The sequence below is a fragment of the Streptomyces sp. NBC_01549 genome (assembly GCF_026339955.1).
Lineage (GTDB): Bacteria > Actinomycetota > Actinomycetes > Streptomycetales > Streptomycetaceae > Streptomyces.
On sequence record NZ_JAPEPW010000002.1, the window covers coordinates 1,101,843 to 1,123,625 of the forward strand.

A 21,783-nucleotide genomic window follows, 5' to 3' on the forward strand; every position below is an offset into this window, starting at 1 on the left:
CTCCACTACACCACGAACTCCGCCCCGTCCGGCAGCACTTCGACCCCCGCCGCGCTCACCCGCGCACGGGCGTCCGAGTCCGGGTCGAGCAGTGGGTTCGTGTTGTTGAGGTGGGTGTAGATCCGTCGGGGACCGGGATGATGGGTGAGCGCCGCGAGACTGCCGCGCGCGCCCGCCACCGGAAGATGCCCCATCGCGGCCTGCCGCCCGCCCCGCGAGCGCACGACCGTGCCCATCTCGTCGGCCGCGTAGAACGTGCCGTCGAGCAGTGCGCAGTCCGCCGAGGCGAGCAGGTCGTCCAGCACCGGGGTCCAGGCTCCCAGACAGGGCGCGTACAGGAGCACTCCACCGCCCGCCAGGTCCTCGATCCGGTACGCGGTCACCCAGCGCTCGTCCGGGTCGGGTCCGGCGACGTACTTCGGCGCCTTGGGACCGACGGGGTGCGCGGTGACGACCAGCCCGCCGGAGAGCACGAACCCGCCCTCGGTCAGGCTGTCCGCCCACTCCCAGGGGGCGTAGCGGTCCAGCAGGCCGCGCAGCGGGGCCAGCGTGGCGAGGACGGGCGGTGCGGCGTAGACCTTGAGCCCGGTGCCGCCGCGCAGCACGGTCAGCCCGGCGACGTGGTCGGCCTCGGCGTCGGTCAGGAGCACGCCCCGCACCGGTGTGTCCCGTGGCCCCGGTCCGGGTGCGAGCGCGGGGGTGGTGATCAGCTGCGTACGGATGTCGGGTGAGGCGTTGAGCAGCCACCAGTCGCGGGAGTTGCCGCTGAGGGCGACGGACTCCTGGGTCCGCGCGGGGATCTTTCCGTCGCGGGCGGCCCCGCAGAGCGCGCAGGCGCAGTTCCACTGCGGGAAACCGCCACCGGCGGCCGTACCCAGCAGGACTACTTTCACGGGGACCCCCATCCCTCCGCACGAACCGTACCCGGGGGATCTTCCCCATGCGGCGGCCCGAACTACCCGGCGGCCGGGGGCAGTTCCGGACGGTCTTCGCCGGGGCGCCGGTCCGCGGGGCGCGCGGGCGGGATCGGTGTCGAGAGGAAGTCCCGCGGCCCGGTCCACAGCGCGGGGACCGCGTCGCCGCGGCGGCACAACTCGTAGGCGATCGTCTCGTAGTTGACCCGCCAGCCGTGGAAGTGCGGCCATGCCTGTTCGGCTGTCCGCTCCGCGGGGAAGCCGGCCGCCTCCACCATCGCGACGGCGGCGTCGAACTCCAGGTAGGTGAGCTGGATCGGGGTCTCGGGAGCGGGGTCGGGGTCGTACGGGAAACGCAGGGAGTGGGCGATGTCGCGCAGTGCGCTGAATCCGGCGCGCAGCATCAGGCGGGCCTCGGGCGGGGCGCTGCTCGGGGTGAGGGCGAGTTGCATGGCGGCCGCGTCCATGACGGCGACGAGGCCGACGATCCAGCTGCGGTGGGGCCGCGGCGAGCGGAACGCGAGCAGGACGGGGTACGTGGAGTGGCTCTCGCCGATGTCGGAGGCGAGCCGTTCCCAGGAGCGGTACAGCTCGGGCAGCGCGGTCTCGGTGTCGACCAGCCACTGCCGGGCGAGGATCTCCGGTCCCCAGGCGGGTTCGCCCGCGCGCGACTGGAGCAGGGTCACCTCCAGCTCGCGGCGGTTGTAGGCGGCGTACAGGGTGGGCAGGTAGGCGATCTGCAGGGCGATCACGACCGGTCCGGTGACGGCGGCGATGAAGTCCACCGCGGACAGGTGCAGGCGGTCGCCGCTGGCGAAGCCGAGCGTGAACAGGCTGGAACCCGCCTCCCGGACCGACTGGGTCCAGGTCAGTGAGGAGATGGCGTGCAGCAGCAGTCCGAATCCGACCAGGGCGCCGCCGAGCCAGCTCACGAGCGTGCCTATCAGTATGAGCGGGGCGAGCCAGGTCTGTGCGCGGTCGATGGCGCGGTAGCTGCCGTCGGGGGCGGCGAGACGCAGCAGGAGGCGCAGGGAGCGCCACCAGCGGATCACCATCGCGGAGTACAGCCCACGGGGCACGACGAGGGTGCGCAGGATGCTGGCGAACACCAGCAGCAGGAGCAGGCCTCCGGCCACGCCCGAGATCCATTTCATGCGGTCATTCTCACGCCCGGCGCCGACGTCTTCAGCGCAGCAGGTCCCGTACGGCCTCGAAGGCGGCCGTGACGGTCGCCGGGTCGGCGCCGGGGCGGGCCAGCGCGCTCATGGGGATGGGGGTGACGGGGGGCAGCCGGTCGTAGGGGGTGAGGCCGTCGGGGGCGGGTCCGACGGCGGCGAGCAGGGCCACGCCCTGGCCGGTGCGGGCGATGTCGAGGACGCCCGCCAGATAGCCGGCGTCGCCGACGACGGTGGCCGCGACGCCGTGCGCGGCGAGGGTGGCGATGGCCCGGCGGCGGATCGCGCACGGACGCGGCGATCGAGGCGGAGGCCGTCTCCCGGCTGCTCGCACCGCTGGCCACGACGGTCGAGACGACGGCGGATCCGGCGGAGGCGGAAGCGCTGCTCGCCGCCCGCCGTCTCGCGCTGCCCGCGCTGGAGCGCCTCGGCCGTCCGCTGATCGAGGACATCGCGGTGCCCCGCTCCCGGCTGGCGGAGGCGGTGCGGGAGATCCGCGCCGTCTCCGTACGCCATGACGTACCCGTCTTCACCCTCGCGCACGCGGCGGACGGGAACCTCCACCCGATCATCGTCGTGGACCCGGCGCTGCCCGGCCTGCCCGACGCGGCCTGGGAGGCGGCGGGTGAGATCTTCGCGCTGGCCCTGCGGCTGGGTGGCACACTGACCGGTGAGCACGGTGTGGGCGTGCTCAAGCGGCAGTGGGTGGCGGACGAACTGGGTCCCGCGGCACACGCGTTGCAGCGCCGGCTCAAGGAGGCGTTCGACCCGCGGGGCATCCTCAATCCGGGCAAGTGCCTGTAGGACCCGACGACGGTCAGGCCCGCGGGCGGACCAACAGGCTGCGAACGCCCTCCGAGGTGAGCGTCAGGCCGTTCGGCGAACTCGGGTCGATGGTGAGCGACAGGTCACCGGTCGGCCACTGGGAGGCGAGCGCGCCCAGCGGAACCAACCGGTAGCGGGAGACGAACGGCAGCAGTTCGGCCATCGCCGGCTCCGAGGTGAACACCGGCACCACCTGCTCCCCGCCCGGCTGCTCCAGCACGGGCAGCGCCACGGCGCCGGGATCGCGCGCGTCCTCGTCGCTCGCGTCGTCCGGCACGGGGACCAGCACCTCGCTGCCGGCCAGGGTGTCCAGCGCCGCCGCGTCCTCGGTGTTCGTGGCGAGCGCGTTCAGTGCCTCCTGGGCCGGTGTCGTGGCCGTCGGCAGGTAGTGGTGGTTGTTCAAGGGTGTGTTCATGGCAGATCCCAGGTAGTGGCGGACAGTCCGCCCGGGCCGGGACTCGCCCCGGGCGCGGCTCCTGTCGCGCGTACCCACTCGTGGCCGGGGCATTCCACACGTCGGCCGGCGCTCAGGAGATCAGCGGGATGTCGTCCGACGGCAGGCCGAGGCGGTCGCGGCCGACACGGCGGGCCAGCGGTTCGGCCATCGTGGGGCCGAGGTGCGACCAGATCGTGGCGGCGTCCCGGAAGTAGCGCTGCATCCGCGCGCCGTCGCGGGCGTGCCGGGAGCCAGCCGTGCGGAAGAGAACGCTCTGCAGCGCGTCCCAGGCCAGGCGCCCGGCGGTGACGAAGACGAGCGCGAGCCGGTTGTCGACGGCGGTGGTGAAGGGAGCACGGCCCGAGACGTTGTCGCAGCAGGCCTCCATCCAGTCGTCGGCGGTGGCCCGCAGCGCCGCGTCCGCCGTACGGATCGCCGCCAGCGCCTCCCCCAGATGACGCTGGTAGTCGTGGAGGTCGGCGCGGGTGCGGCCGGGGTCCAGGACGAGCGGCCGTTCGGCGATGATCCGGGCGTACTCGTCGGCGGCCGCGTACGCGGTGCCGATCATGAGGGCGGCCAGCTCACCATGGAAGAAGCTCGCCGCGCGACCCGCGTACATGGGGTGGCCGTGCAGCTTCGAGCCGAGGGAGCCGCCCTCCACGGGCAGATCGAGCAGGCTCGCCTCCCGGGTGAAGTGCGCGGGGATGCGCGCCTGGTCGAAGCGGATGCTGTGGGAGCCGCTGCCGCGCAGGCCGAGGACGCCCTGCCAGTCGTCGAGCAGGGTCCAGGCGGAGCGCGGCGCCACGAACAGCACGAGCGGTCCCGGCGGGTCCTCCGGCTTCTCGGGGGCGCGCAGGGTCTGACCGACGTAGTGGGTGGAGTACGGGGAGCCGGAGGAATAGGACCAGGTGCCGTCGAGCACCACGTGAGCGTCGCCGTCGGGCCGGGCCACGCCGACGGGGATCGCGGTGGAGGCGGCCCGGAAGTCGCCCTCGTCGCCGAAGAGTTCGTCCTGCGTCTTCTCCTCGAAGACCGAGGCGACCTGGAGGACATGAGCGGCGGTGAGCGACAGGGCCCAGCCGGTGGAGGGGCAGCCGCGCGCCACCTCGGTCACGACACGGTAGAAGGTCGGCAGGCCGAAGGCGTAACCGCCGTACCTGCGCGGTTGCAGCATCCGGTAGAAACCGGCCCGCAGGAACTCCTCGTGGGTGTCCTTGGGGTAGATCGTCAGTCGCTCTGTCTCCGGCTGCCGTTCGAGCAGCGCGGGCCGCATCGCCACGGCCCGCTCGATCAGTTCGCGTTCGGTGAGTTCCGGTTCGGGAGCGGCGATCACGGGGCCTCCTGACGGGTGGGACTGTCCGTACGTGTGGCAATACCAGTGATTGAACACTCAGATCCGCCACGATGTACCACCGGATAACGCCAAGTACGCAGATCCGCCCACCGGTTGAAGCCTTTGCCTGCCCGCCCGGGGGCGCGAAGGGAGCGCCTTTCCCACCCGTCGGCCGGTGTCTCAAGACGATGGCCAGGGTGAAAACGAACCAGTAATGGTGACCGGCGCCCACGCGCCCCGCGGGCCCCGCCGCCTACCGTGGGCGCATGCCGATGCAACCCTGGTTTCCCGACGCCAAGCTGGGCGTCTTCATCCACTACGGTGTCTACGCCGTGGGCGGAGCGGCCGAGTCCTGGTCGTTCTACACGGGCGAGATGACCCACGAGCAGTACATGAAACAGCTCGAAGGCTTCACCGCGTCGAAGTACGATCCGGACGCCTGGGCCGAGCTGTTCGCCCGCATCGGCGCCCGGTACGCGGTCCTCACCACCAAGCACCACGACGGCGTCGCCCTCTGGGACGCCGACCACCGCAATCTCGACGTCGTCCGGGACACCCCGGCCGGCCACGACCTGGTCACCGGTTTCGTCGACGCGCTGCGCGAGCGGGGCCTGAAGGTCGGGCTCTACTACTCGCACTCCGACTGGAACCACCCCGACTACCCGAGCATCCGGCACGTCAGACCGGGCGAGACGCCGAGCCCCTACTCGCACGCCGAGCCCGGCAAGGAGGACCCGGCGGCCTGGGAGCGCTACCTCGCCTACCGCGACGGCCAGGTCGGCGAGCTGATGGACCGCTTCCGCCCCGACCTGCTCTGGTTCGACGGCGAGTGGGAGCGCACCGATGAGCAGTGGCGGATGGGCGAGCTCGCCGAGCTGATCCTCGCGGGCAACCCCGACGCCGTCCTCAACGCGCGGATGCTCAGCCACGGCGACTACGCCACTCCTGAGCAGGGCACCCCGCTCCAGGCCCCGGACGGCCCGTGGGAGCTCTGCCTGACGATCAACGACTCGTGGAGCTACCGGCCGCAGGACCGCGACTTCAAGTCGGTGCGCCAGCTGGTGCGCTACTTCACGGAGACGATCGGCATGGGCGGCAATCTGCTGCTCGGCGCCGGGCCCCGCGAGGACGGGACCATCCCCGAGGAGCAGATCGAACGCCTGGAAGGGCTCGGCGCGTGGATCGGGCGGCACACGGACGCGGTGTACGGGACGGTCGCCGGACTGCCCGCCGGTCACCACTACGGTCCCAGCACCCTGTCCGCCGACCGGCGCACGCTGTACCTGATCTGCTTCGACGCCCCCCGTGACAACGTCTCGCTGCGCGGGCTGCGCAACGAGGTCAAGCGCGTCACGGTCCTGGGCACCGGCACCGAACTGGGCCACCACGTCACCGGCGGCCTCGACGCCGTCCCGGGCGTGACCTGGATCGACGCACCCTCCGCGGCCGACCTCGACGAGTACGCCACCGTGCTCGCCGTCGAGCTGGAGGGCGAACTGGACCTCTACCGGGGCACCGGGCGCGACTGACGAAGGACGCCCGCCGACTCAGCTGGTCTCCGCCGCGCGGCAGGATCCGCAGGTGATGTGGCGGGCCGGTTTCTCGTGGATGGCCCGGCCGGTTCCGCTGATGTCCTGGGTCGGTGGGTGGCTTTCGTGCACATGCGTGCGGCAGAGCGCCGCGCCGCAGCGGATGCATACGGCGACCGCGGGACCAGGAGTCCCGAGGCAGTCGTAACAGTTCATGTCCCCACCTCGTTCTTTGGTGAGTACGGGCCTGTTGGGGGCTCTGCGACCCTTCTTCCATCATCCTTCCGAGCATTGCGCCGGGCAAGAAGACCGGCGGCGACGGTCTCCGTCCTCAGGTCGTGGGGGCGAACCACGTGGGCGCGTCCGACAGGGCCTGCTTGATCCGGAGCACCCCGAACTCGTGCAGTGCGGGCAGGGCGTCGACCGCGAACCAGCCGACGTCCAGCGACTCGTCGTCGTTGACCCGCGCCTCGCCGCCGACGGCCCGGCACCGGAACGTGGTGTCCATGAACTGGCAGGTGTCGCCGTTCTCGTAGGTAACCGGCTCCAGGGCCTGGACCAGCACCACGCGCTCGACGACACAGCGCACGTTCGTCTCCTCGAAGACCTCCCGCACGGCGCACTCCGCGGGCTGCTCACCCGGGTCCGGAATGCCGCCGATGATCGACCACTTCCGGGTGTCGCTGCGCCGGCCCAGCAGCACTCTGCCCTCGTCGTCGAAGACGACGGCGCTGACTCCGGGGAGCCAGAGCAGCTGGTGACCCGCGGAGGCCCGGATAGTGCGGATGAAGTCAGGGGTAGCCATGGACCGACCCTAACGGGCGGATTCCGCGACCCGGCAGCGGTCAGGCAAGATCGCCCCGAACGACGCCGTCCCGGCGCCCGCGGACCACCCTCGTGCCCGCCCAGCCGAGGCCGCCCGCCGCTACCAGGACCAGCAGCACCTCCGGCAGGATGCCGAGCCGCGTGGCGGGGGTCCGGGAGGAGCGCAGCGGCACCTTCTGGACCAGCGAGTCCGCCACGAACATCCCGGTCCGCTGGGTGATCCTCCCGTCCGGCATGATCACGGCGCTGACGCCACTGGTCACCGGCACCGTGACGGTACGACTGTGCTCGACGGCGCGGACGCGTGACATGGCCAGCTGCTGGTAGGTCATCTCGCTGCGGTCGAAGGTCGCGTTGTTGCTCGGCACCGAGATCAGCTGCGCGCCGTCGGTGACGGTGCTGCGCACGGCCCAGTCGAAGGCCGCCTCGTAGCAGGTGACGAGTCCGACCTTGGAGCCGTCCATGGTGAACACGCCCGGCTCGTGGCCCCGGCTGAAGTCCTGGCGGACCATCGACGTCCAGTTCTTGTTGATCGCGCCGAGCAGCGAGCGCAGCGGAAGGTACTCGCCGAAGGGCTGTACCTGTCGCTTGTCGTACGTGTCGAGGGGGCCCTTGACCGGGTCCCACAGGATCTGCTCGTTGTAGAGCTTGCCGTCGCGCTCGACGACACCGCCGACCGAGATGGGCGCGCCGATGGCCTTCGCGGCGTTGTCGATCACGAGGCGGGCGTCGGCGTTGGTGAAGGGGTCGACATCGGAGGAGTTCTCCGGCCACAGCACGAAGTCGGGCCGAGCGACCTTGCCCGCCTTGACCTCGGCGGCCAGCCGCTCGGTCTCCCGTGCGTGGTAGTCGAGCACGGCGCGCCGCTGGGAGTTGAAGTCGAGCCCCGCGCGCGGCACATTGCCCTGGATGACGGCGACGGTCGCCGTGCCGTTCTCGGCCTTGTCGCTCACCAGCGACCGCGCGGCGAGCGCCCCCACGACGGGGACGGCCGCGCTGAGCAGCGCCGCAGCGGCGGCCCCACGACGTACGACACCGGTGCGCCGGCCCTCGACGACCTGGCGTACGACCTCGTACAGCCCGAAGCCGCAGAGCACGACCGCGAAGCCGAGCACCGGAGTGCCGCCCACCGCGGCCAGCGGAAGGAAGACGCCATCCGCCTGGCCGAAGGCGATCTTGCCCCAGGGGAAGCCGCCGAACGGCGCACGCGCGCGTGCCGCCTCGCCCGCGATCCAGATCGCCGCCGCCCACAGCGGCCAGCCGGGCAGCCGGGACACGAGGGTGATGCCCGCGCCGACGAGCGCCACGTACACCGCTTCGACTGCGGCGAGCGCCAGCCACGGGCCGGGGCCGACCTCGACACCGGTCCACACGAGCAGTGGCAGCAGGAAGCCGAGGCCGAACAGATAGCCGAGGCCGAGGCCCGCCTTCCAGGAGCGACCGCGCAGGAGCCACCCGAGGACCGCGAAGGCCGGGAGGGCCAGCCACGAGACGGTGCGCGGCGGGAAACTGAGGTAGAGCAGCACTCCGGAGAGCGCCGCGGCGGCGGCCGGGGCGTACCGTCGCGCCAGTCTGGCCCCGCGCGATGCGGGCGCGGCCTGGGGTTCGAGCTGATCCGGCTCGTCTACGGAGGTTGCGGTGGCGGTCACCCGGGGAGTGTACGGCGCGTGACCTGGGCGCCGACAGCACGGTCCGCACCATGAACCTCCCGGCGCCCCGGGGTGGTTCGTGCGCCCGGCAGACCGCCGTATGCCCGCCTGACGCACCGTTCCTGCGCAACTCATCCACAAACCGGCGCATCAGCCGTTACGGTGTGCCCGAGCCTCTGACGTGCGGCCGTATGCGGCCGTGACGGTCGAGGCCCGGCACAGGTCGGGGGGCGACGGGTGGGATCCACGGGGACGAGGACCGCGGCCGGTTCGGCGGCCGAAGGCGAGAGACGAAACGTTTCGGATGCCGCGGGTGTGATCGTGCTCGGGGCCTGCGCGGTGTGGTCCCTGATCACGGCGACCGCACACGACGGGCGGCCCGAGGGCGTGCTCCTGGCGGTGCTGGCCGTGGCCGCCGGTTATGCCTCGGGCCGGATCCTCGGCGCTCTCCTGCCGGTCGCGGCACCGTCCGCCGGGGCCCTCGCCGGACTGGGCCTCGCGCTCACCGCCGCCCACACCACCCCGGGCCCGCAGCTCACGGCGCCGCTCGGGCACGGCGGTGCCACGGCCGCGCTGCTCGCCCTGTCCAGCGGAGCGGCGTGCTGCGCGGCCTGGGCGGCGCGCCGGCCGGCGCAGCGGCTCGCGCTGCGTCTGCTCGCCGTAGGGATCGTGGTGACCGCGGCGGCGCTCGGCTCGACCACGGGATGCGCCGCGGGTGCCGGAGTGCTGCTGTGCTCGCTCGCCGCCGACCGTATGCGCCGACGCGCTCTGGGACTCGGAGGCCTCGCGTTCGCCGCGGCGCTGGTGGCGGGGGCCACCTGGGCGATCGCGGAGAACGTGCTTCCGGACGGTCTGACCGCCTCCCTGGAGGGGCAGCTCACCGAGCACCGGGTCCTGCTCTGGCGCGACGCGCTCCGCATGGCCGGCCACCATCCCGCCCTGGGGGTGGGGCCCGGGCGGTACGGGGAGCTCAGCCCTACGGTCACGCAGTCGCTGCTGCCCGACGGCAAGCCCCACTCGGCCCCGTGGCAGCAGGCGGCCGAGCAGGGTCTGCTCGGCGTCGCCCTGCTCGCCGCGGTGTTCTGCTGGATCCTCTACTCGCTCTGGCGTTCACCGCGGGCCACGACGATCGCGCTGACGACGGGCGCGGCCCTCACCGCGCTGGCCGTGATCGCCTCGCTGGGCAACGCGCTGAGTTTCACCACGGTGACGGCGGGTGCGGGGCTGCTCGCGGGGCTCGCGACGGCACACCCCTTGGTCGACGAGGACCTGGAGAGCGTCCTGAACGCGGGAAACGAACCCCTGGGGAACCAGCTGGAGCCGTGAATCCGTGGCGGTCAGATGACCGCGCCGGGCGTGGCCGGCCGCAGCCGGTCGCGGATGATCCGGACCATGGACTCCGCGTTGTCCACCGTGATGGTGAACGTGTGGCCGTCGCCGAGCTGGAGCACCACGCCCTCGCCGCGCCGGACGATGACCGCGGTGCCCTTGCCGGGACGCCAGCGGTAGCCCCAGCCGCCCCACTGCCGTGGGGTGACCCGGGGCGCGAAGTCGGCGCCGACGACGCTCGAGAGCGGGATACGGCGGCGGGGCAGACCGATGTGTCCGCAGCGCACTTCGAGGCAGTCCTTGTCGACCCTCACGGCGACATGCACGAACGCGAGCGTGCCGAACATGATGAGCAGTCCCGCCGCGATGCACCCGACGACGGACATGGCCAGCGCCGCGACGCCCGACGTCCACGTCGAGTCGACGGCCAGTTCGACGCCCAGCGCGATGCAGGCGGCCCCGCCTATGGCGGGCAGCCACTGGATGCGATTGGTCGCACGCCCGGTCCAGACTTCAGGGTGCGAGGAGCTTTCGCCGCGGGGGTGGTCCCTCATGTTTACGAGACTACTCAGGTTCCGCACCGCGGGCACCGGGTCGCGGGCGGTCACTGCTCCGAGTGGGCGCTCGGCCCACGCAGGGCGTTCGGCCGGTGACGGGCGGTCGCCGTACGGTGGCCCCCGCCCGGCGGCGCGGTTCGGCCGTACGAAGGCCCCCGCCCGGCGTCGGGATCAGTGGGCGGGGCTGACCGCCTGCAGAAGGCGGCCTTCCTCGTACGCCAGCGCGGTCGCCGACAGGCTGCCCTCGCTGCCGCTGAGGAGCACGGTGAGGGAGCCCTCGGCAGGGGCCTCGGGGTCCGGGAGCTCGCCGATCCTGCGCAGTGCCTGCGCGGCGACCGCCCCGGCGGAGCCGTGCAACGCGAGCGGCGGGAGGCCGGGCTGCTGCACCGCGGCACGGATGCGTTCGGCGACCAGCTCGTAATGGGTGCAGCCCAGGACGACGGCCCTTACGTCGTCGGGGGTGCGCTCGGCCGCCGCCGCGATCGCGGCGTCGATGCCCTCCTGGTCCCCGTGTTCCACGGCGTCGGCGAGCCCGGGGCAGGCCACTTCGGTCACGGACACCCCGTCGGCGAACTCACCGATGAGTCCACGCTGATAGGGGCTGCCGGTGGTGGCGGGCGTGGCCCAGATCGCGACGGGTCCCCCACCGGCCGCGGCCGGCTTGATCGCCGGGACCGTGCCGATGACGGGCACCTCCGGCTCCAGACGGGCGCGCAGGGCCGTCAGGGCTCGTACGGAGGCGGTGTTGCAGGCGACGATCAGGGCGTCGGGACGGTACTGCGCGGCGGCCTCGGCGACGGCGAGGGCGCGGGCGGTCACGTCCTCGGGCGTACGCGGTCCCCAGGGCATGCTGCCGGGGTCCGAGGAGAGCACGAGATCGGCGTCCGGCCGCAGTCGACGTACCACGGCGGCAGCAGCGAGCAGTCCGATTCCGGAGTCCATGAGCGCGATCTTCACCCGGTCACCATAGACGATCCGCCCCGGCAGGCCCCCGGGGTGGGGCAGACTGCGGCGGGTGGGTGCCGTCGCGTGGACCGCCGTGGGATCACTGGCCGCCTGGCTGTGGCTGCTGCTCGGCCAGGGCTTCTTCTGGCGTACGGATCTGCGGCTGCCGCCGCGTCGGGAACCCGACGACTGGCCGTCCGTCTGTGTCGTCGTACCGGCGCGGGACGAGGCCGCCGTGTTGCCCGAGAGCCTGCCGTCGCTGCTCGCCCAGGACTATCCGGGGCGGGCCGAGGTCTTCCTCGTCGACGACGGCAGCTCGGACGGCACCGGGGAGCTGGCCCGTGAGCTGGCCCGCACGCACGGCGGGCTGCCGCTCACCGTCGGCTCGCCCGGAGAGCCGCCCGCGGGCTGGACCGGCAAGCTCTGGGCCGTACGCCACGGCATCGGCCTCGCACGCGCGCGTGGCCCCGAATACCTGCTCCTGACGGACGCGGACATCGCGCACGCTCCAGACAGCCTGCGGACGCTGGTCGCCGCGGCGCGCACCGGCGGCTTCGACCTGGTCTCGCAGATGGCCCGGCTGCGGGTGGAGAGCGTGTGGGAGAGGCTCGTCGTCCCCGCCTTCGTCTACTTCTTCGCACAGCTCTATCCCTTCCGATGGATCGCGGTGAAGGGCTCACGGACGGCGGCCGCTGCGGGCGGCTGCGTGCTGCTGCGCGCGGACGCCGCACAACGGGCGCGGATTCCGGACGCCATCCGGCACGCCGTGATCGACGACGTGGCGCTCGCGAGGGCTGTCAAGGGGAGCGGGGGGCACATCTGGCTGGGGCTGGCCGAGCGGGTCGACAGCGTGCGTCCTTATCCCCGGCTGCACGACCTGTGGCGCATGGTCTCGCGCAGCGCGTACGCCCAGCTGCGGCACAACCCGCTGCTGCTCCTCGGTACGGTCCTCGGCCTCGCCGTGGTGTACCTGGTGCCGCCGGTCGCCCTCTTCACAGGTCTCGTCGCGGGGCATACGGGGATCGCGGCGGCCGGAGGGCTCGCGTGGCTGCTGATGACGGCGACGTATCTGCCGATGCTGCGCTACTACCGGCAGCCCTTGTGGCTCGCGGCGTCGCTGCCGGTGACCGCGTTCCTGTACCTCCTCATGACGGTCGATTCCGCGGTGCAGCACTACAGGGGGCGCGGCGCGGCCTGGAAGGGCCGCACCTACGCGCGCCCGGACACCGCGCTCGACGAGCGCTGACCGGTCACTTCCCGCGGGTCGTTCGGGCCGCTTCCGCCAGGTCATTTCCTGCCGGGAGTCCAGTTCATGCCCCACCCGTAGACGCGGTCCACGGTGCGCTGCGGGCTCACGCCGCGCTCGGGGACCAGGTAGCGGGCTTCGCGCTGGACGATCAGGTCGCCGCCGTCGTTGGTGATGAGGGCGAGGGCGCAGACCGTCGAGGGCACCGTGCACTCGTCGAGCGAGAAGTCGACCGGGGCGCCGTTCAGTGGTTGCAGGGTGACCGTGGCGTGCAGGTCCGCGAACGAACGCTCCCCTTCGTAGATGGTGACGAAGATGAGGATGCGCCGGAAACTCCGCTTGTGGTCGAGGTTGACGGTGAGGTTCTCGCCGCTCGCCACGGCGCCGGTGCGGTCGTCGCCGTCGAGGTGGATGTACGGAGGCTGATGCAGCGCCCCGAAGGCGTTGCCGAGCGCCTGGACGACTCCCTTGCGGCCGTCGGACAGCTCGTAGAGGGCGCAGAGGTCGAGGTCGAGGTCCCTGTGCGTCGCGACGGCCCGGCCCCGCTTGCTGCCCCATCCCGAGAACTGCTTGCGCACCTGCCAGTTGAGGTTGACGCGCATGGCGCCGGACGTGCCGCCCTGCTTGGTCAGCGAGACCGACGGCGCCTCCTTGGTGAGCGTGACCTTGGAGAGGCGGACCGGGGCCCCCGACGGGGCGGGCGACGGAGCCGTGGTGGGGGGCGGCACGGTGACGGGCGCGGCGAGGGGCGGGGGCAGGTTCACCGGCGGACCGGCCACACGTGTGCCGGGCGCGGGCGGCATGACGGCGTGGGGCGTGCGGCCGGGCGGTGCGGGAGCAGGCGGTGCGGGGGTGATCGGCGTGGCGACGGTCGGCGCGGGCGGTGCCGCGTGCTGCGGCTCGTCCACCGTGATGCCGTAGTCCTTCGCCAGCCCTTCCAGTCCGCTGCCGTAGCCCTGTCCGACCGCGCGGAACTTCCAGGCACCCTGGCGCCGGTAGAACTCGCCGAGCACGAAGGCGGTCTCGACGGTCGCGTCCTTGCTGTCGAAGCGCGCGATCTCCGTGCCCTGCCCCGCGTCGAGCACACGGATGTACAGACCGGGCACCTGCCCGAAGGTGCCGCCGTCCGCGGAGGCGGCCAGCACCACGGTCTCGATTGCGCCCTCCACGCGCGCGAGGTCGACGAACAGCGTGTCGGTCACCTGGCCGCCGTCGCCCCGCTTGCCCTCGTGCCGCACGGCGCCGGAGGCGTGTGCCGGCCGGTTGTAGAACACGAAGTCGCCGTCGGAGCGGACCTTTCCGGACACCAGCAACAGCGCGGATGCGTCCGCGTCGGGCACCCCGGGCCCCGAACGCCACCCCATTTCGACGCGCAACGCACGCGTCGGCACAGGAACATTCGAACCTTTAGGCATTGTCATGTCCGCCCCCATCACGTGTCACCGCGCCAGGCCACGCCTCGGGCCGCCCCTCGGACCCTTTCCCCGACCAACCTATTCCCCCAGGACTCCGAACTCCTGTGAGGTACCTCGGAAGGCCCCAGGAAGAGCCCCGAAGACTGCCGGTCAACCGCCGGTAACCCCCTCGGAACTCGGCCTTTACGCGATCTGAACCCCGCTTGACGCCCTTTTTTGCCGAGTTCGCTCGCATTGGGGATCCCGCGTCACTGCCGACACGAAAAACAACCCTCTTATCGGTCTCCCCAACCAGCACATCGTGGGCTTAACTTATGTGCCATGACCTCCCCCCGCTCCACCTATGGCGGCGGTTACTACTCCGCGCCGTCCTTCCCGGACACCCCGATCTACGACTCCTTGGTCGCCGAGCGGGGCACTCCCCAGATCGCCCCGATCAGGGTCCCCGCCGCCTACGACACGGGCAACAGCTACCTTCCCGCGCTTCCGTCGGCACTTCCCGCCCTGCCGGCCGGACCCTCACAGCAGGCCCCCATGTACGGCGGCTACCCGCAGGCCCAGCAGCCCGCGCCGCTGCAGCAGGCCCCGGCGCCGTACATCCCGCAGCAGGCCGGCGCTCCGCGTGGCTACCCGGGACCCCAGCAACAGCCGCAGCGCCCGATGGCGGCCGGCACCGGCTACGAGGCGATGCGCCCCGCGGCTCCCCGCCCCGCACCGGCTCCGTACCAGGAGCCGTACAACAACCAGCAGTACCGCGGGTACTGAGGGGCTGAGGCAGGCAGGCACCGCCCCATTCGGAACGGAATGTCGGTGCCTGCTGGCACGATGGAGTCATGGGGAATGCGGAGCTTTACTCGATCCATGTCCATCCGGTCAAAGCCTTCCGGGCTCTCTCGCCCCGGGAGGCCGTCGTGGAGCCCTGGGGACTGGCCGGAGACCGACGCTGGGTACTGATCGACGACGGGGGAAAGGTCGTCACCCAGCGCCAGCAACCGCGGCTGGCACTGGCCGCCGCCGAGCTGCTGCCCGGCGGCGGCATACGTCTGTCCGCGCCCGGCCGTGAGCCGCTGACCGTCCCCGTGCCCCAGCCGGCCGGCACGACACCGCTGGACCTCTTCGGCGACAAGGTGGAGGCCGTCCTCGCGGACACGGCCGCGCACGCCTGGTGCAGTGACTACCTGGGGACCGAGGTGCGTCTCCTCCACATGGACGATCCCGCCACGCGCAGGCCCGTGGACCCGGAGTACGCACGTCCGGGCGAGACCGTCAGCTTCGCCGACGGCTATCCCCTGCTGGTCACCACACTCGCCTCGCTGGACGCGCTCAACACCTGGATCGCGCGGGGCGACCGCGCCGATGAGGGCCCCCTCCCGATGAACCGCTTCCGGCCGAACGTGGTGGTGGCGGGCACGGCGGCATGGGCCGAGGACGACTGGCGGCGGATCGCCATCGGCGAGGTCACCTTCCGAGTGCCCAAGATGTGCGGCCGCTGCGTCGTGACCACCACCGACCAGGACACCGCCCAGCGCGGCAAGGAGCCGCTGCGCACGCTCGGACGCCACCGCCGCTTCGGCTCCCAGCTCGTCTTCGGACAGAACCTGGTTCCGGAGTCCAGCGGCACGGTGCGGATCGGCGATCCGGTCACAGTCCTCGAATGACGTGCCCACGGGGAACCCGGGCCCCGGGCACGGTCGTTGAGACCGCGTGAGAAGTTCATGAGAGGCCATGGGAAAGGGTGATTTCGCTCTCTCTTTTCCGAGGCTCGCATATGAACGGCTCCGCCGGGGGTTATCACGGAGGCGAAAGGGGGTGCGGGACGGTGCGAGCTATCGGCGGACTCTGGCGCTGGCGACACAATCCGCTGCGCCGCACGACCGATCTGGTCGAGGCGTGGCTGGCCCTGCTGGCCGTCCTGCTGATCCTCACCCTCGCGCCCCTGATCGGCGTCCTCACCGGAGCGACGGCGCAGAACGCCCTCCAACAGGCCGTTCGGGACCAGCGCCTGGCCCGCCACGAAGTGACGGCCACCGTCGTCGGCAAGGCGGACCGGGCCCCGCTGGACCCCGACCCCGAGGCCTCGTCGGCGCACGATGTGCACAGCCGCGTGCTCGCCGACTGGACCGCCCCGGACGGCACGGCCCATCACGCCAAGGTGATAGCCGCTCTCGAATCACCGCACAAGGGCGACCACTTCTCCCTCTGGACCGACGAGCACGGTGACATAGTCGGCCGCCCGCTGGATTCGGCCACCGCGACGACGCATGCCGTGCTGGCGGGCCTCGGCGCGGCCCTGCTGACCGCCGGGCTCCTCGACAGCGGCAGACGTCTGATCGTGTGGCGCATGGTCCTGCGCCGGTACGCCCGTTGGGATCAGGCATGGGACAGGGCGGGCCCGGACTGGGGCAGGACGGGCACCGGCAGCTGACCGCCTTCCGGCTCCGGTCAACCCACCGTCCCCGCGCACGCTACGGTGGACCGACCGAACCGTTCGGCACCGTCGTGAGAAACTGTTCTTGATCGCGACGGGGTTTCAGCACGGCCTCGCAGGACCCGCGTACGACGAGGTGGGGGCACAACAGCGCCATGGCACAGGGCACGGTCCAGGTGACGCACACCGGCACCTCGCGGTGGCGGCGCCGCACAGGAGAGTACGCATCGCTGGCCGCCGCCCTGGAGGCCGCGGCCGACGGGGACGTGCTCACCGTCGCCCCCGGCACCTACCGGGAGAATCTCGTGGTCCAGCGCGCGGTGACGCTGCGCGGACCGGAAGGCTCCCCCGGCTCCGTGCGCATCGCGCCGGTGGACGGGGTGCCGCTGACGGTGCGTGCCTCGGCCGTGGTCCAGGATCTGCACGTGGAGGGCCAGGACTCGGCCGCCCCCGCGCTGCTCGTCGAGGAGGGCACCCCGGAGCTCCTCGACCTGCGGATCGTCACGCGCTCCGCGGCCGGCATCGAGGTGCGCGGCGGCGCCCGTCCGACCGTGCGGCGCTGCACGGTCGACAATCCGGCCGGTGTCGGCATCGCCGTACTGGACGGCGGCGGTGGGGTGTTCGAGGAGTGCGAGGTCGTCGCCTCCGGGCAGTCCGGCATCGCGGTGCGCGGGGGCGCCCATCCCCGTCTGGAGCGCTGCCGGGTGCGCCACGCCTCCGGTGCGGGCCTGTCGGTGACCGGCGAGAACTCCTCGCTCGAGGCGGTCGGTTGCGAGGTGTACGAGGTCAAGGGCTCCGGCGTGCAGATCACCGCACGCGCCGCGGCCCATCTCACCGACTGCGATGTGCACCGCACGACGTCGGACGGTGTCACGCTGGACACGGACGCCGTACTCACGCTCGCCGACTGCCGCATCCACGACATCCCGGAGAACGCGGTGGACCTGCGTTCCCGCTCGGTCCTCACCCTGACCCGCACCACCGTGCGGCAGTTCGGGCGCAACGGCCTGTCGGTCTGGGACCCGGGCACACGCGTGGACGCCAACCAGTGCGAGATCTTCGACAGCACGGGCGACTACCCCGCGGTGTGGGTCAGCGACGGCGCGACCGCGGTGCTCGAGTCCTGCCGGGTGCACGACGTGCCCGACGCCCTGTTCGTCCTCGACCGCGGTTCACGCGTGGACGTCGTCGACAGTGACCTCTCCCAAGTGCGCAACACCGCCGTCTCGGTGAGCGACGGCGCCACCGCGCAGCTCGACGACTGCCGGATCCGCGACGCCGCGACCGGCGCCTGGTTCCGTGACCACGGAAGCGGCGGCACCCTGTCCGGCTGCACCGTGGACGGCACCCAGACCGGCGTGATCGTCACCAAGGGCGCCGACCCCACCTTCGAGCGCTGCACGGTCGACTCGCCCGCGGAGGCCGGTTTCTACGTGTCTGCGGGCGGCCGCGGGAGTTTCCACAACTGCCGCGTGACGGGCAGCGGGGGCTACGGCTTCCACGTCATCGACGGCTGCCGGGCGACGCTGAAGAAGTGCCGTACGGAGCGCTGCGCGCGCGGGGGTTACGAGTTCGCCGACGGCGGCAACGCACCGGGCGGCGGCCCGGTCGTCGAGGACTGCACGAGCGACGAGAGCGCCGGAGTGCGCCCCCCGGCACACGAGACGGCCGTCCAGACGTCCAACCCGTCCTCGGGCCTGCTCGGCGCGATCCCGGGCCAGCGCAGCACCGAGCAGGAACCGCTCGTCACCACCACCGAGCCCGAGCCCGCGCAGCCGGCCCGCACGTCGAAGGTCGTCCTCGGCGAACTCGACGGGCTGGTGGGCCTGGACAGCGTCAAGCGCGAGGTGCGCGCCCTCACCGACATGATCGAGGTGGGCCGCCGCAGACAGCAGGCGGGCCTCAAGGCGGCCTCCGCCCGCCGCCATCTGGTCTTCACCGGCTCCCCCGGCACCGGCAAGACGACGGTCGCCCGGCTGTACGGCGAGATCCTGGCCTCGCTCGGTGTCCTGGAGAAGGGACATCTCGTGGAGGTGTCCCGCGTCGACCTGGTCGGCGAGCACATCGGATCCACGGCGATCCGCACCCAGGAGGCGTTCGACCGGGCCCGCGGCGGCGTCCTGTTCATCGACGAGGCGTACGCGCTGTCGCCGGAGGACTCGGGCCGTGACTTCGGCCGCGAGGCCATCGACACACTCGTGAAGCTGATGGAGGACCACCGGGACGCGGTCGTCGTGATCGTCGCGGGCTACACGGCCGAGATGGAGCGGTTCCTCACCGTCAACCCCGGTGTGGCGTCCCGCTTCTCACGGACCATCACCTTCAGCGACTACATCCCCGAGGAGTTGCTGCGGATCGTGGAGCAGCAGGCCGAGGAGCACGAGTACAGCCTGGCGCCCGGCGCGCCCGAGGCGCTGCTGAAGTACTTCACGGCGATCCCCAAGGGCCCGGCGTTCGGCAACGGCCGCACCGCGCGGCAGACCTTCGAGGCGATGGTCGAGCGGCACGCGGGGCGGGTCGCCCAGCTCGACGAGCCGAGCACGGACGACCTCACGCTGCTCTACCCGGAGGACCTGCCGGAGCTGCCCTGACCATCGCCCTGTGGGACGGGTGGTCGCCCTCGGATCGTGCGCCCTCAGGTCGTGGCGTCGCCTTCGGGGCGGGGGCTCGGTACCGCCTCCCGCCGTAGCCGCGCCAGCAGTCGTTCGCGTTCCTCGGCGAAGGCCGGGTCCGCCTGGTAGTCCCCGTGTCCGAGGATCGGCGCGGGCAGCGGATGCTCCTGGGTGCGCCCGTAGGCGAGCGGGTCGTGCAGGGCCGCTCGGTCGACCTGGGGGCCGCAGTCACCGGGCAGCCGTACGGGGCCGCCGATGGGGTCGGTGAGACGGTACAGGTTGCGCCAGCAGTCCACCTCTCGGTGCAGGGAGGTGAGGGCGGCCGGGCCGAAGTGGGCCGGGAACCAGCGCCCGTAGAGCCGTTCCAGGGGAGAGCCGTAGGTGAGCAGGGCGACCCGCTTGCGTACGGAGGGCTTCAACTGCCAGGCCGCGGCGGCGGCCAGCACACTGCCCTGGGAGTGCCCGGAGAGCACCAGGCGCCCGCCGGTGGCGCGGGTCCAGGTGACCATGCGCCAGGTCAGGTCGGGCACGGCACGCTCGGCGTAGCAGGGCGGCGCGAAGGGGTGGGCGGCCCGCGGCCAGAAGGTGCCGACGTCCCAGAGGATGCCGATGGTGCGGCGGGCCGCCGGGTCCTTGTAGGCGCGCCGACCCGAGGTGACGAGAAGGATGAAGCCGAGGCCGATCAGCCAGGACCCGAGCGCCTGCGCGGCTTCGGCGGCGCCCCGGACGAAGGCGTACGACCCTCGCGCGGCCTCGGTCGGGGTGTCACCGGTCGTCAGGGCGCCCACCAGGGCTCCGGCGCCGAGCAGCAGGGTGACGAACGAGATGACGCCGACCATGAGGGGTGCCCGGTCGGTGAGGGCGGCCATCGCACGGGTGCTCGCGATACGGCGGGTGCGGGTGGTGTCCTTGGCCTCGCCCCGGTAGTCGAGTTCTACCGCGCGCATCTCGAGGCGGCGCAGCCGCCAGGTGCGCCGGGCCAGCCTGCCGCACAGGCCGAGGAGCACAAGAAGCGTCGGCGGGATCACGGACGCCTGCCAGGTCAGCAGAACGGGCGGGCCGGGCAGCGAACCCCGGGTGCCGTCCAGCCAGTCGGCGACGCGCTGGGCGACTCCGCCGGACATCACGCCGCCCAGAGCGCAGGCCAGCATCGCGACGGCGGGCCCGGCCAGACCGCGCAGGGCGGTGCGCGGATCGGGCCGTGTGCGGTACAGGACACGGGCCACCACGCCGAGCGCGATGACGAGCAGTCCCTGCGCGAGCGCGAGGCCGCCGAAGATCCCGTCGCCCGGCAGTCGCCCCGCCGAGTGCCAGCCGGGCCGTGGCCATCCGGCGTACAGCAGGGTCAGGGCGAACAGGCTGATCGAGCCCAGAGGCAGCAGGCGCACCAGGGTGGCGTCCAGTTCCCGGTCCAGCCGGTGTTCGCTGCGCCCGCGTCGACAGACCACCCACAGCACCACGACCGCGCCCACGGCGAGGGACGCGTACAGCAGCAGGCCCAGGGTCTCCAGTGCGACGGGGCCTTCGCTCCCCCGGTCGAAGCGGGCCGCGGGGCCGCCGACGGCGGCGGTGACGGTGAGGAATCCCGCCGCGGTGTGCGCGGCGCGCAGCCGGGCCACCAGGCGGCGCCCGTACCAGAAGCCGGGTCTGCCGAGCCCGGTGCGGCCGGTCTCCTCGGCGGGCTCGGGCCCGCGCGAGACGGGCTGCTGGGACTCGTACGCGCTCCAGGTGCGGTGCGAGAGGTACCAGAGCAGGCAGGTGAGCCCCGCGGGCACCAGGGCGGCCAGGGCGAGACGCCGGCCGGGCCGGCTCCACCAGCCGTTGTCGGACAGGTCCGGGGAGAGGAAGCCCAGCCAGGAGTGCGCCTCGGCGCACGCGCGTGTGCCCGCGCACTGCCAGGCGGTCAGGTCGAGGGCGACCTCGCAGGCCGCGGCGACCAGCAGCACGGTGAGGGTGAGCCCGGCCAGCCGCACCAGCAGGCCGTACAGGCGGACCGTCCGGGTGCGGCCGCGGGTGGCGGGACGCATCCAGTGCGCGAGGTTGACAACCATGAAGGGCAGCAGCAACAGCCACAGGGCCCTGGTGCCGTTGCCGGAGGTGAGGTTGCACCACACATAGGCCTCGGGGACCGGTTTGCCCCGGTAGTCGTCGGGGCGCCGCTCCGCGTCGGCGTCGTCGACGCGCCGGTGGACGGCCGCCGTGTCGTCGCCGCTGATCCGGACCGTCCGCGGATCGTCCAGCATCTTCTCGGGTGTGGTGCCGCCGACTCCATGGACCAGGAGTTCGAGGGCGGTGTCGGCCGCTTCGGGCCGCTGTGCGGGGCCGCTGAGCTCTCCCGCCGAGGCGTGTTCCCGTGCACGTTCCACTGTTCTGCACTTCCCCCGTGCCGCGCGTCTGGCATGTGTCATGTGCAGGTACAAGGATCTCCTCTCAGGGGTGCCCGCACACCGGTGGTCACGAAATCTCCCCGATACGTGTGACAGTGACGCGGCGGAAGGAAAGCGGTGTCCTCGCGGTGAGTGGCACACGTGTCGGTGGCCCGTGCGAGGATGGGTCGTCCTCCAG

20 protein-coding genes are annotated in these 21,783 nt (G+C 72.4%); 8 read left to right on the plus strand and 12 right to left on the minus strand.

Annotated elements, in window-relative coordinates; all coding sequences use genetic code 11:
• Positions 1–5: 5 nt before the first annotated feature.
• From pqqB to OG819_RS39830, 3 genes are all read right to left on the minus strand, one after another.
• On the minus strand, positions 6–893 hold the full coding sequence (pqqB, locus tag OG819_RS39820) for a pyrroloquinoline quinone biosynthesis protein PqqB (RefSeq protein ID WP_266653970.1): 888 nt from the start codon (positions 891–893) through the stop codon (positions 6–8).
• A gap of 62 nt (positions 894–955) precedes the next feature.
• The gene (locus OG819_RS39825) at positions 956–2,068 is read right to left on the minus strand and encodes a hypothetical protein (RefSeq protein ID WP_266632602.1); all 1,113 of its coding nucleotides are present in this window, start codon (positions 2,066–2,068) and stop codon (positions 956–958) included.
• A gap of 31 nt (positions 2,069–2,099) precedes the next feature.
• Positions 2,100–2,423, minus strand: a complete 324-nt coding sequence (locus tag OG819_RS39830; RefSeq protein WP_266632600.1) for a hypothetical protein — start codon at positions 2,421–2,423, stop codon at positions 2,100–2,102.
• A 2-nt stretch (positions 2,424–2,425) separates the two neighbouring features.
• Here OG819_RS39830 and OG819_RS39835 point away from each other — a divergent pair, with 2 nt between their 5' ends.
• Positions 2,426–2,893, plus strand: coding sequence for an FAD-linked oxidase C-terminal domain-containing protein (locus tag OG819_RS39835; protein ID WP_266655508.1), 468 nt, complete (start codon positions 2,426–2,428; stop codon positions 2,891–2,893).
• A gap of 13 nt (positions 2,894–2,906) precedes the next feature.
• Here the strand turns inward: OG819_RS39835 and OG819_RS39840 are convergent, their stop codons facing one another.
• The gene (locus OG819_RS39840) at positions 2,907–3,329 is read right to left on the minus strand and encodes an SseB family protein (protein WP_266632598.1); all 423 of its coding nucleotides are present in this window, start codon (positions 3,327–3,329) and stop codon (positions 2,907–2,909) included.
• Between the two features lie 112 nt (positions 3,330–3,441).
• The gene (locus tag OG819_RS39845; protein WP_266632596.1) at positions 3,442–4,683 is read right to left on the minus strand and encodes an acyl-CoA dehydrogenase family protein; all 1,242 of its coding nucleotides are present in this window, start codon (positions 4,681–4,683) and stop codon (positions 3,442–3,444) included.
• A 266-nt stretch (positions 4,684–4,949) separates the two neighbouring features.
• Between OG819_RS39845 and OG819_RS39850 the strand changes: the two genes are divergently transcribed.
• The gene (locus OG819_RS39850) at positions 4,950–6,212 is read left to right on the plus strand and encodes an alpha-L-fucosidase (protein ID WP_266632594.1); all 1,263 of its coding nucleotides are present in this window, start codon (positions 4,950–4,952) and stop codon (positions 6,210–6,212) included.
• A gap of 18 nt (positions 6,213–6,230) precedes the next feature.
• Here the strand turns inward: OG819_RS39850 and OG819_RS39855 are convergent, their stop codons facing one another.
• The 3 genes from OG819_RS39855 to lnt all read right to left on the minus strand — a co-directional run bounded on the left by OG819_RS39855 (position 6,231) and on the right by lnt (position 8,686).
• Positions 6,231–6,428 carry a DUF2180 family protein gene (locus tag OG819_RS39855; RefSeq protein WP_266632592.1) on the minus strand — a complete coding sequence of 66 codons (198 nt, stop codon included), beginning with the start codon at positions 6,426–6,428 and terminating at the stop codon, positions 6,231–6,233.
• A 115-nt stretch (positions 6,429–6,543) separates the two neighbouring features.
• On the minus strand, positions 6,544–7,017 hold the full coding sequence (locus tag OG819_RS39860) for an NUDIX domain-containing protein (RefSeq protein ID WP_266426038.1): 474 nt from the start codon (positions 7,015–7,017) through the stop codon (positions 6,544–6,546).
• Positions 7,018–7,057: 40 nt separating this feature from the next.
• The gene (gene lnt, locus OG819_RS39865; RefSeq protein WP_266653972.1) at positions 7,058–8,686 is read right to left on the minus strand and encodes an apolipoprotein N-acyltransferase; all 1,629 of its coding nucleotides are present in this window, start codon (positions 8,684–8,686) and stop codon (positions 7,058–7,060) included.
• A gap of 315 nt (positions 8,687–9,001) precedes the next feature.
• On the opposite strand from lnt, the gene OG819_RS39870 reads away from it, so the two are divergent.
• Positions 9,002–10,012: an O-antigen ligase family protein gene (locus OG819_RS39870; protein WP_266653974.1), complete on the plus strand. Its 1,011-nt coding sequence runs from the start codon at positions 9,002–9,004 to the stop codon at positions 10,010–10,012.
• An 11-nt stretch (positions 10,013–10,023) separates the two neighbouring features.
• On the opposite strand, the gene OG819_RS39875 is transcribed toward OG819_RS39870, so the two are convergent.
• Together OG819_RS39875 and OG819_RS39880 are read right to left on the minus strand one after the other, a co-directional pair.
• Positions 10,024–10,569, minus strand: a complete 546-nt coding sequence (locus OG819_RS39875; RefSeq protein ID WP_266632588.1) for a hypothetical protein — start codon at positions 10,567–10,569, stop codon at positions 10,024–10,026.
• Between the two features lie 174 nt (positions 10,570–10,743).
• Complete coding sequence (locus tag OG819_RS39880; protein WP_266632586.1) at positions 10,744–11,529, minus strand: glutamate racemase; 786 nt, start codon at positions 11,527–11,529, stop codon at positions 10,744–10,746.
• Between the two features lie 58 nt (positions 11,530–11,587).
• Between OG819_RS39880 and OG819_RS39885 the strand changes: the two genes are divergently transcribed.
• Entirely contained in the window at positions 11,588–12,763 is a 1,176-nt protein-coding gene (locus OG819_RS39885; protein WP_266653976.1) for a glycosyltransferase, read from the plus strand.
• 41 nt (positions 12,764–12,804) lie between these two features.
• Here OG819_RS39885 and OG819_RS39890 read toward each other — a convergent pair whose 3' ends face one another.
• A complete protein-coding gene (locus tag OG819_RS39890) occupies positions 12,805–14,196 on the minus strand; it encodes a TerD family protein (RefSeq protein ID WP_266653978.1) in 1,392 nt (463 codons plus the stop codon).
• A 303-nt stretch (positions 14,197–14,499) separates the two neighbouring features.
• Here OG819_RS39890 and OG819_RS39895 point away from each other — a divergent pair, with 303 nt between their 5' ends.
• The 4 genes from OG819_RS39895 to OG819_RS39910 all read left to right on the plus strand — a co-directional run bounded on the left by OG819_RS39895 (position 14,500) and on the right by OG819_RS39910 (position 19,197).
• Positions 14,500–14,943 carry a DUF6643 family protein gene (locus OG819_RS39895; RefSeq protein WP_266653980.1) on the plus strand — a complete coding sequence of 148 codons (444 nt, stop codon included), beginning with the start codon at positions 14,500–14,502 and terminating at the stop codon, positions 14,941–14,943.
• Positions 14,944–15,011: 68 nt separating this feature from the next.
• The gene (locus OG819_RS39900; protein ID WP_266653981.1) at positions 15,012–15,836 is read left to right on the plus strand and encodes an MOSC N-terminal beta barrel domain-containing protein; all 825 of its coding nucleotides are present in this window, start codon (positions 15,012–15,014) and stop codon (positions 15,834–15,836) included.
• 161 nt (positions 15,837–15,997) lie between these two features.
• The gene (locus OG819_RS39905) at positions 15,998–16,603 is read left to right on the plus strand and encodes a hypothetical protein (RefSeq protein WP_266653983.1); all 606 of its coding nucleotides are present in this window, start codon (positions 15,998–16,000) and stop codon (positions 16,601–16,603) included.
• 158 nt (positions 16,604–16,761) lie between these two features.
• Positions 16,762–19,197, plus strand: a complete 2,436-nt coding sequence (locus OG819_RS39910) for a right-handed parallel beta-helix repeat-containing protein (RefSeq protein ID WP_266653985.1) — start codon at positions 16,762–16,764, stop codon at positions 19,195–19,197.
• Between the two features lie 44 nt (positions 19,198–19,241).
• Here the strand turns inward: OG819_RS39910 and OG819_RS39915 are convergent, their stop codons facing one another.
• Positions 19,242–21,584: a hypothetical protein gene (locus tag OG819_RS39915; protein ID WP_266653987.1), complete on the minus strand. Its 2,343-nt coding sequence runs from the start codon at positions 21,582–21,584 to the stop codon at positions 19,242–19,244.
• Positions 21,585–21,783 lie beyond the last annotated feature (199 nt).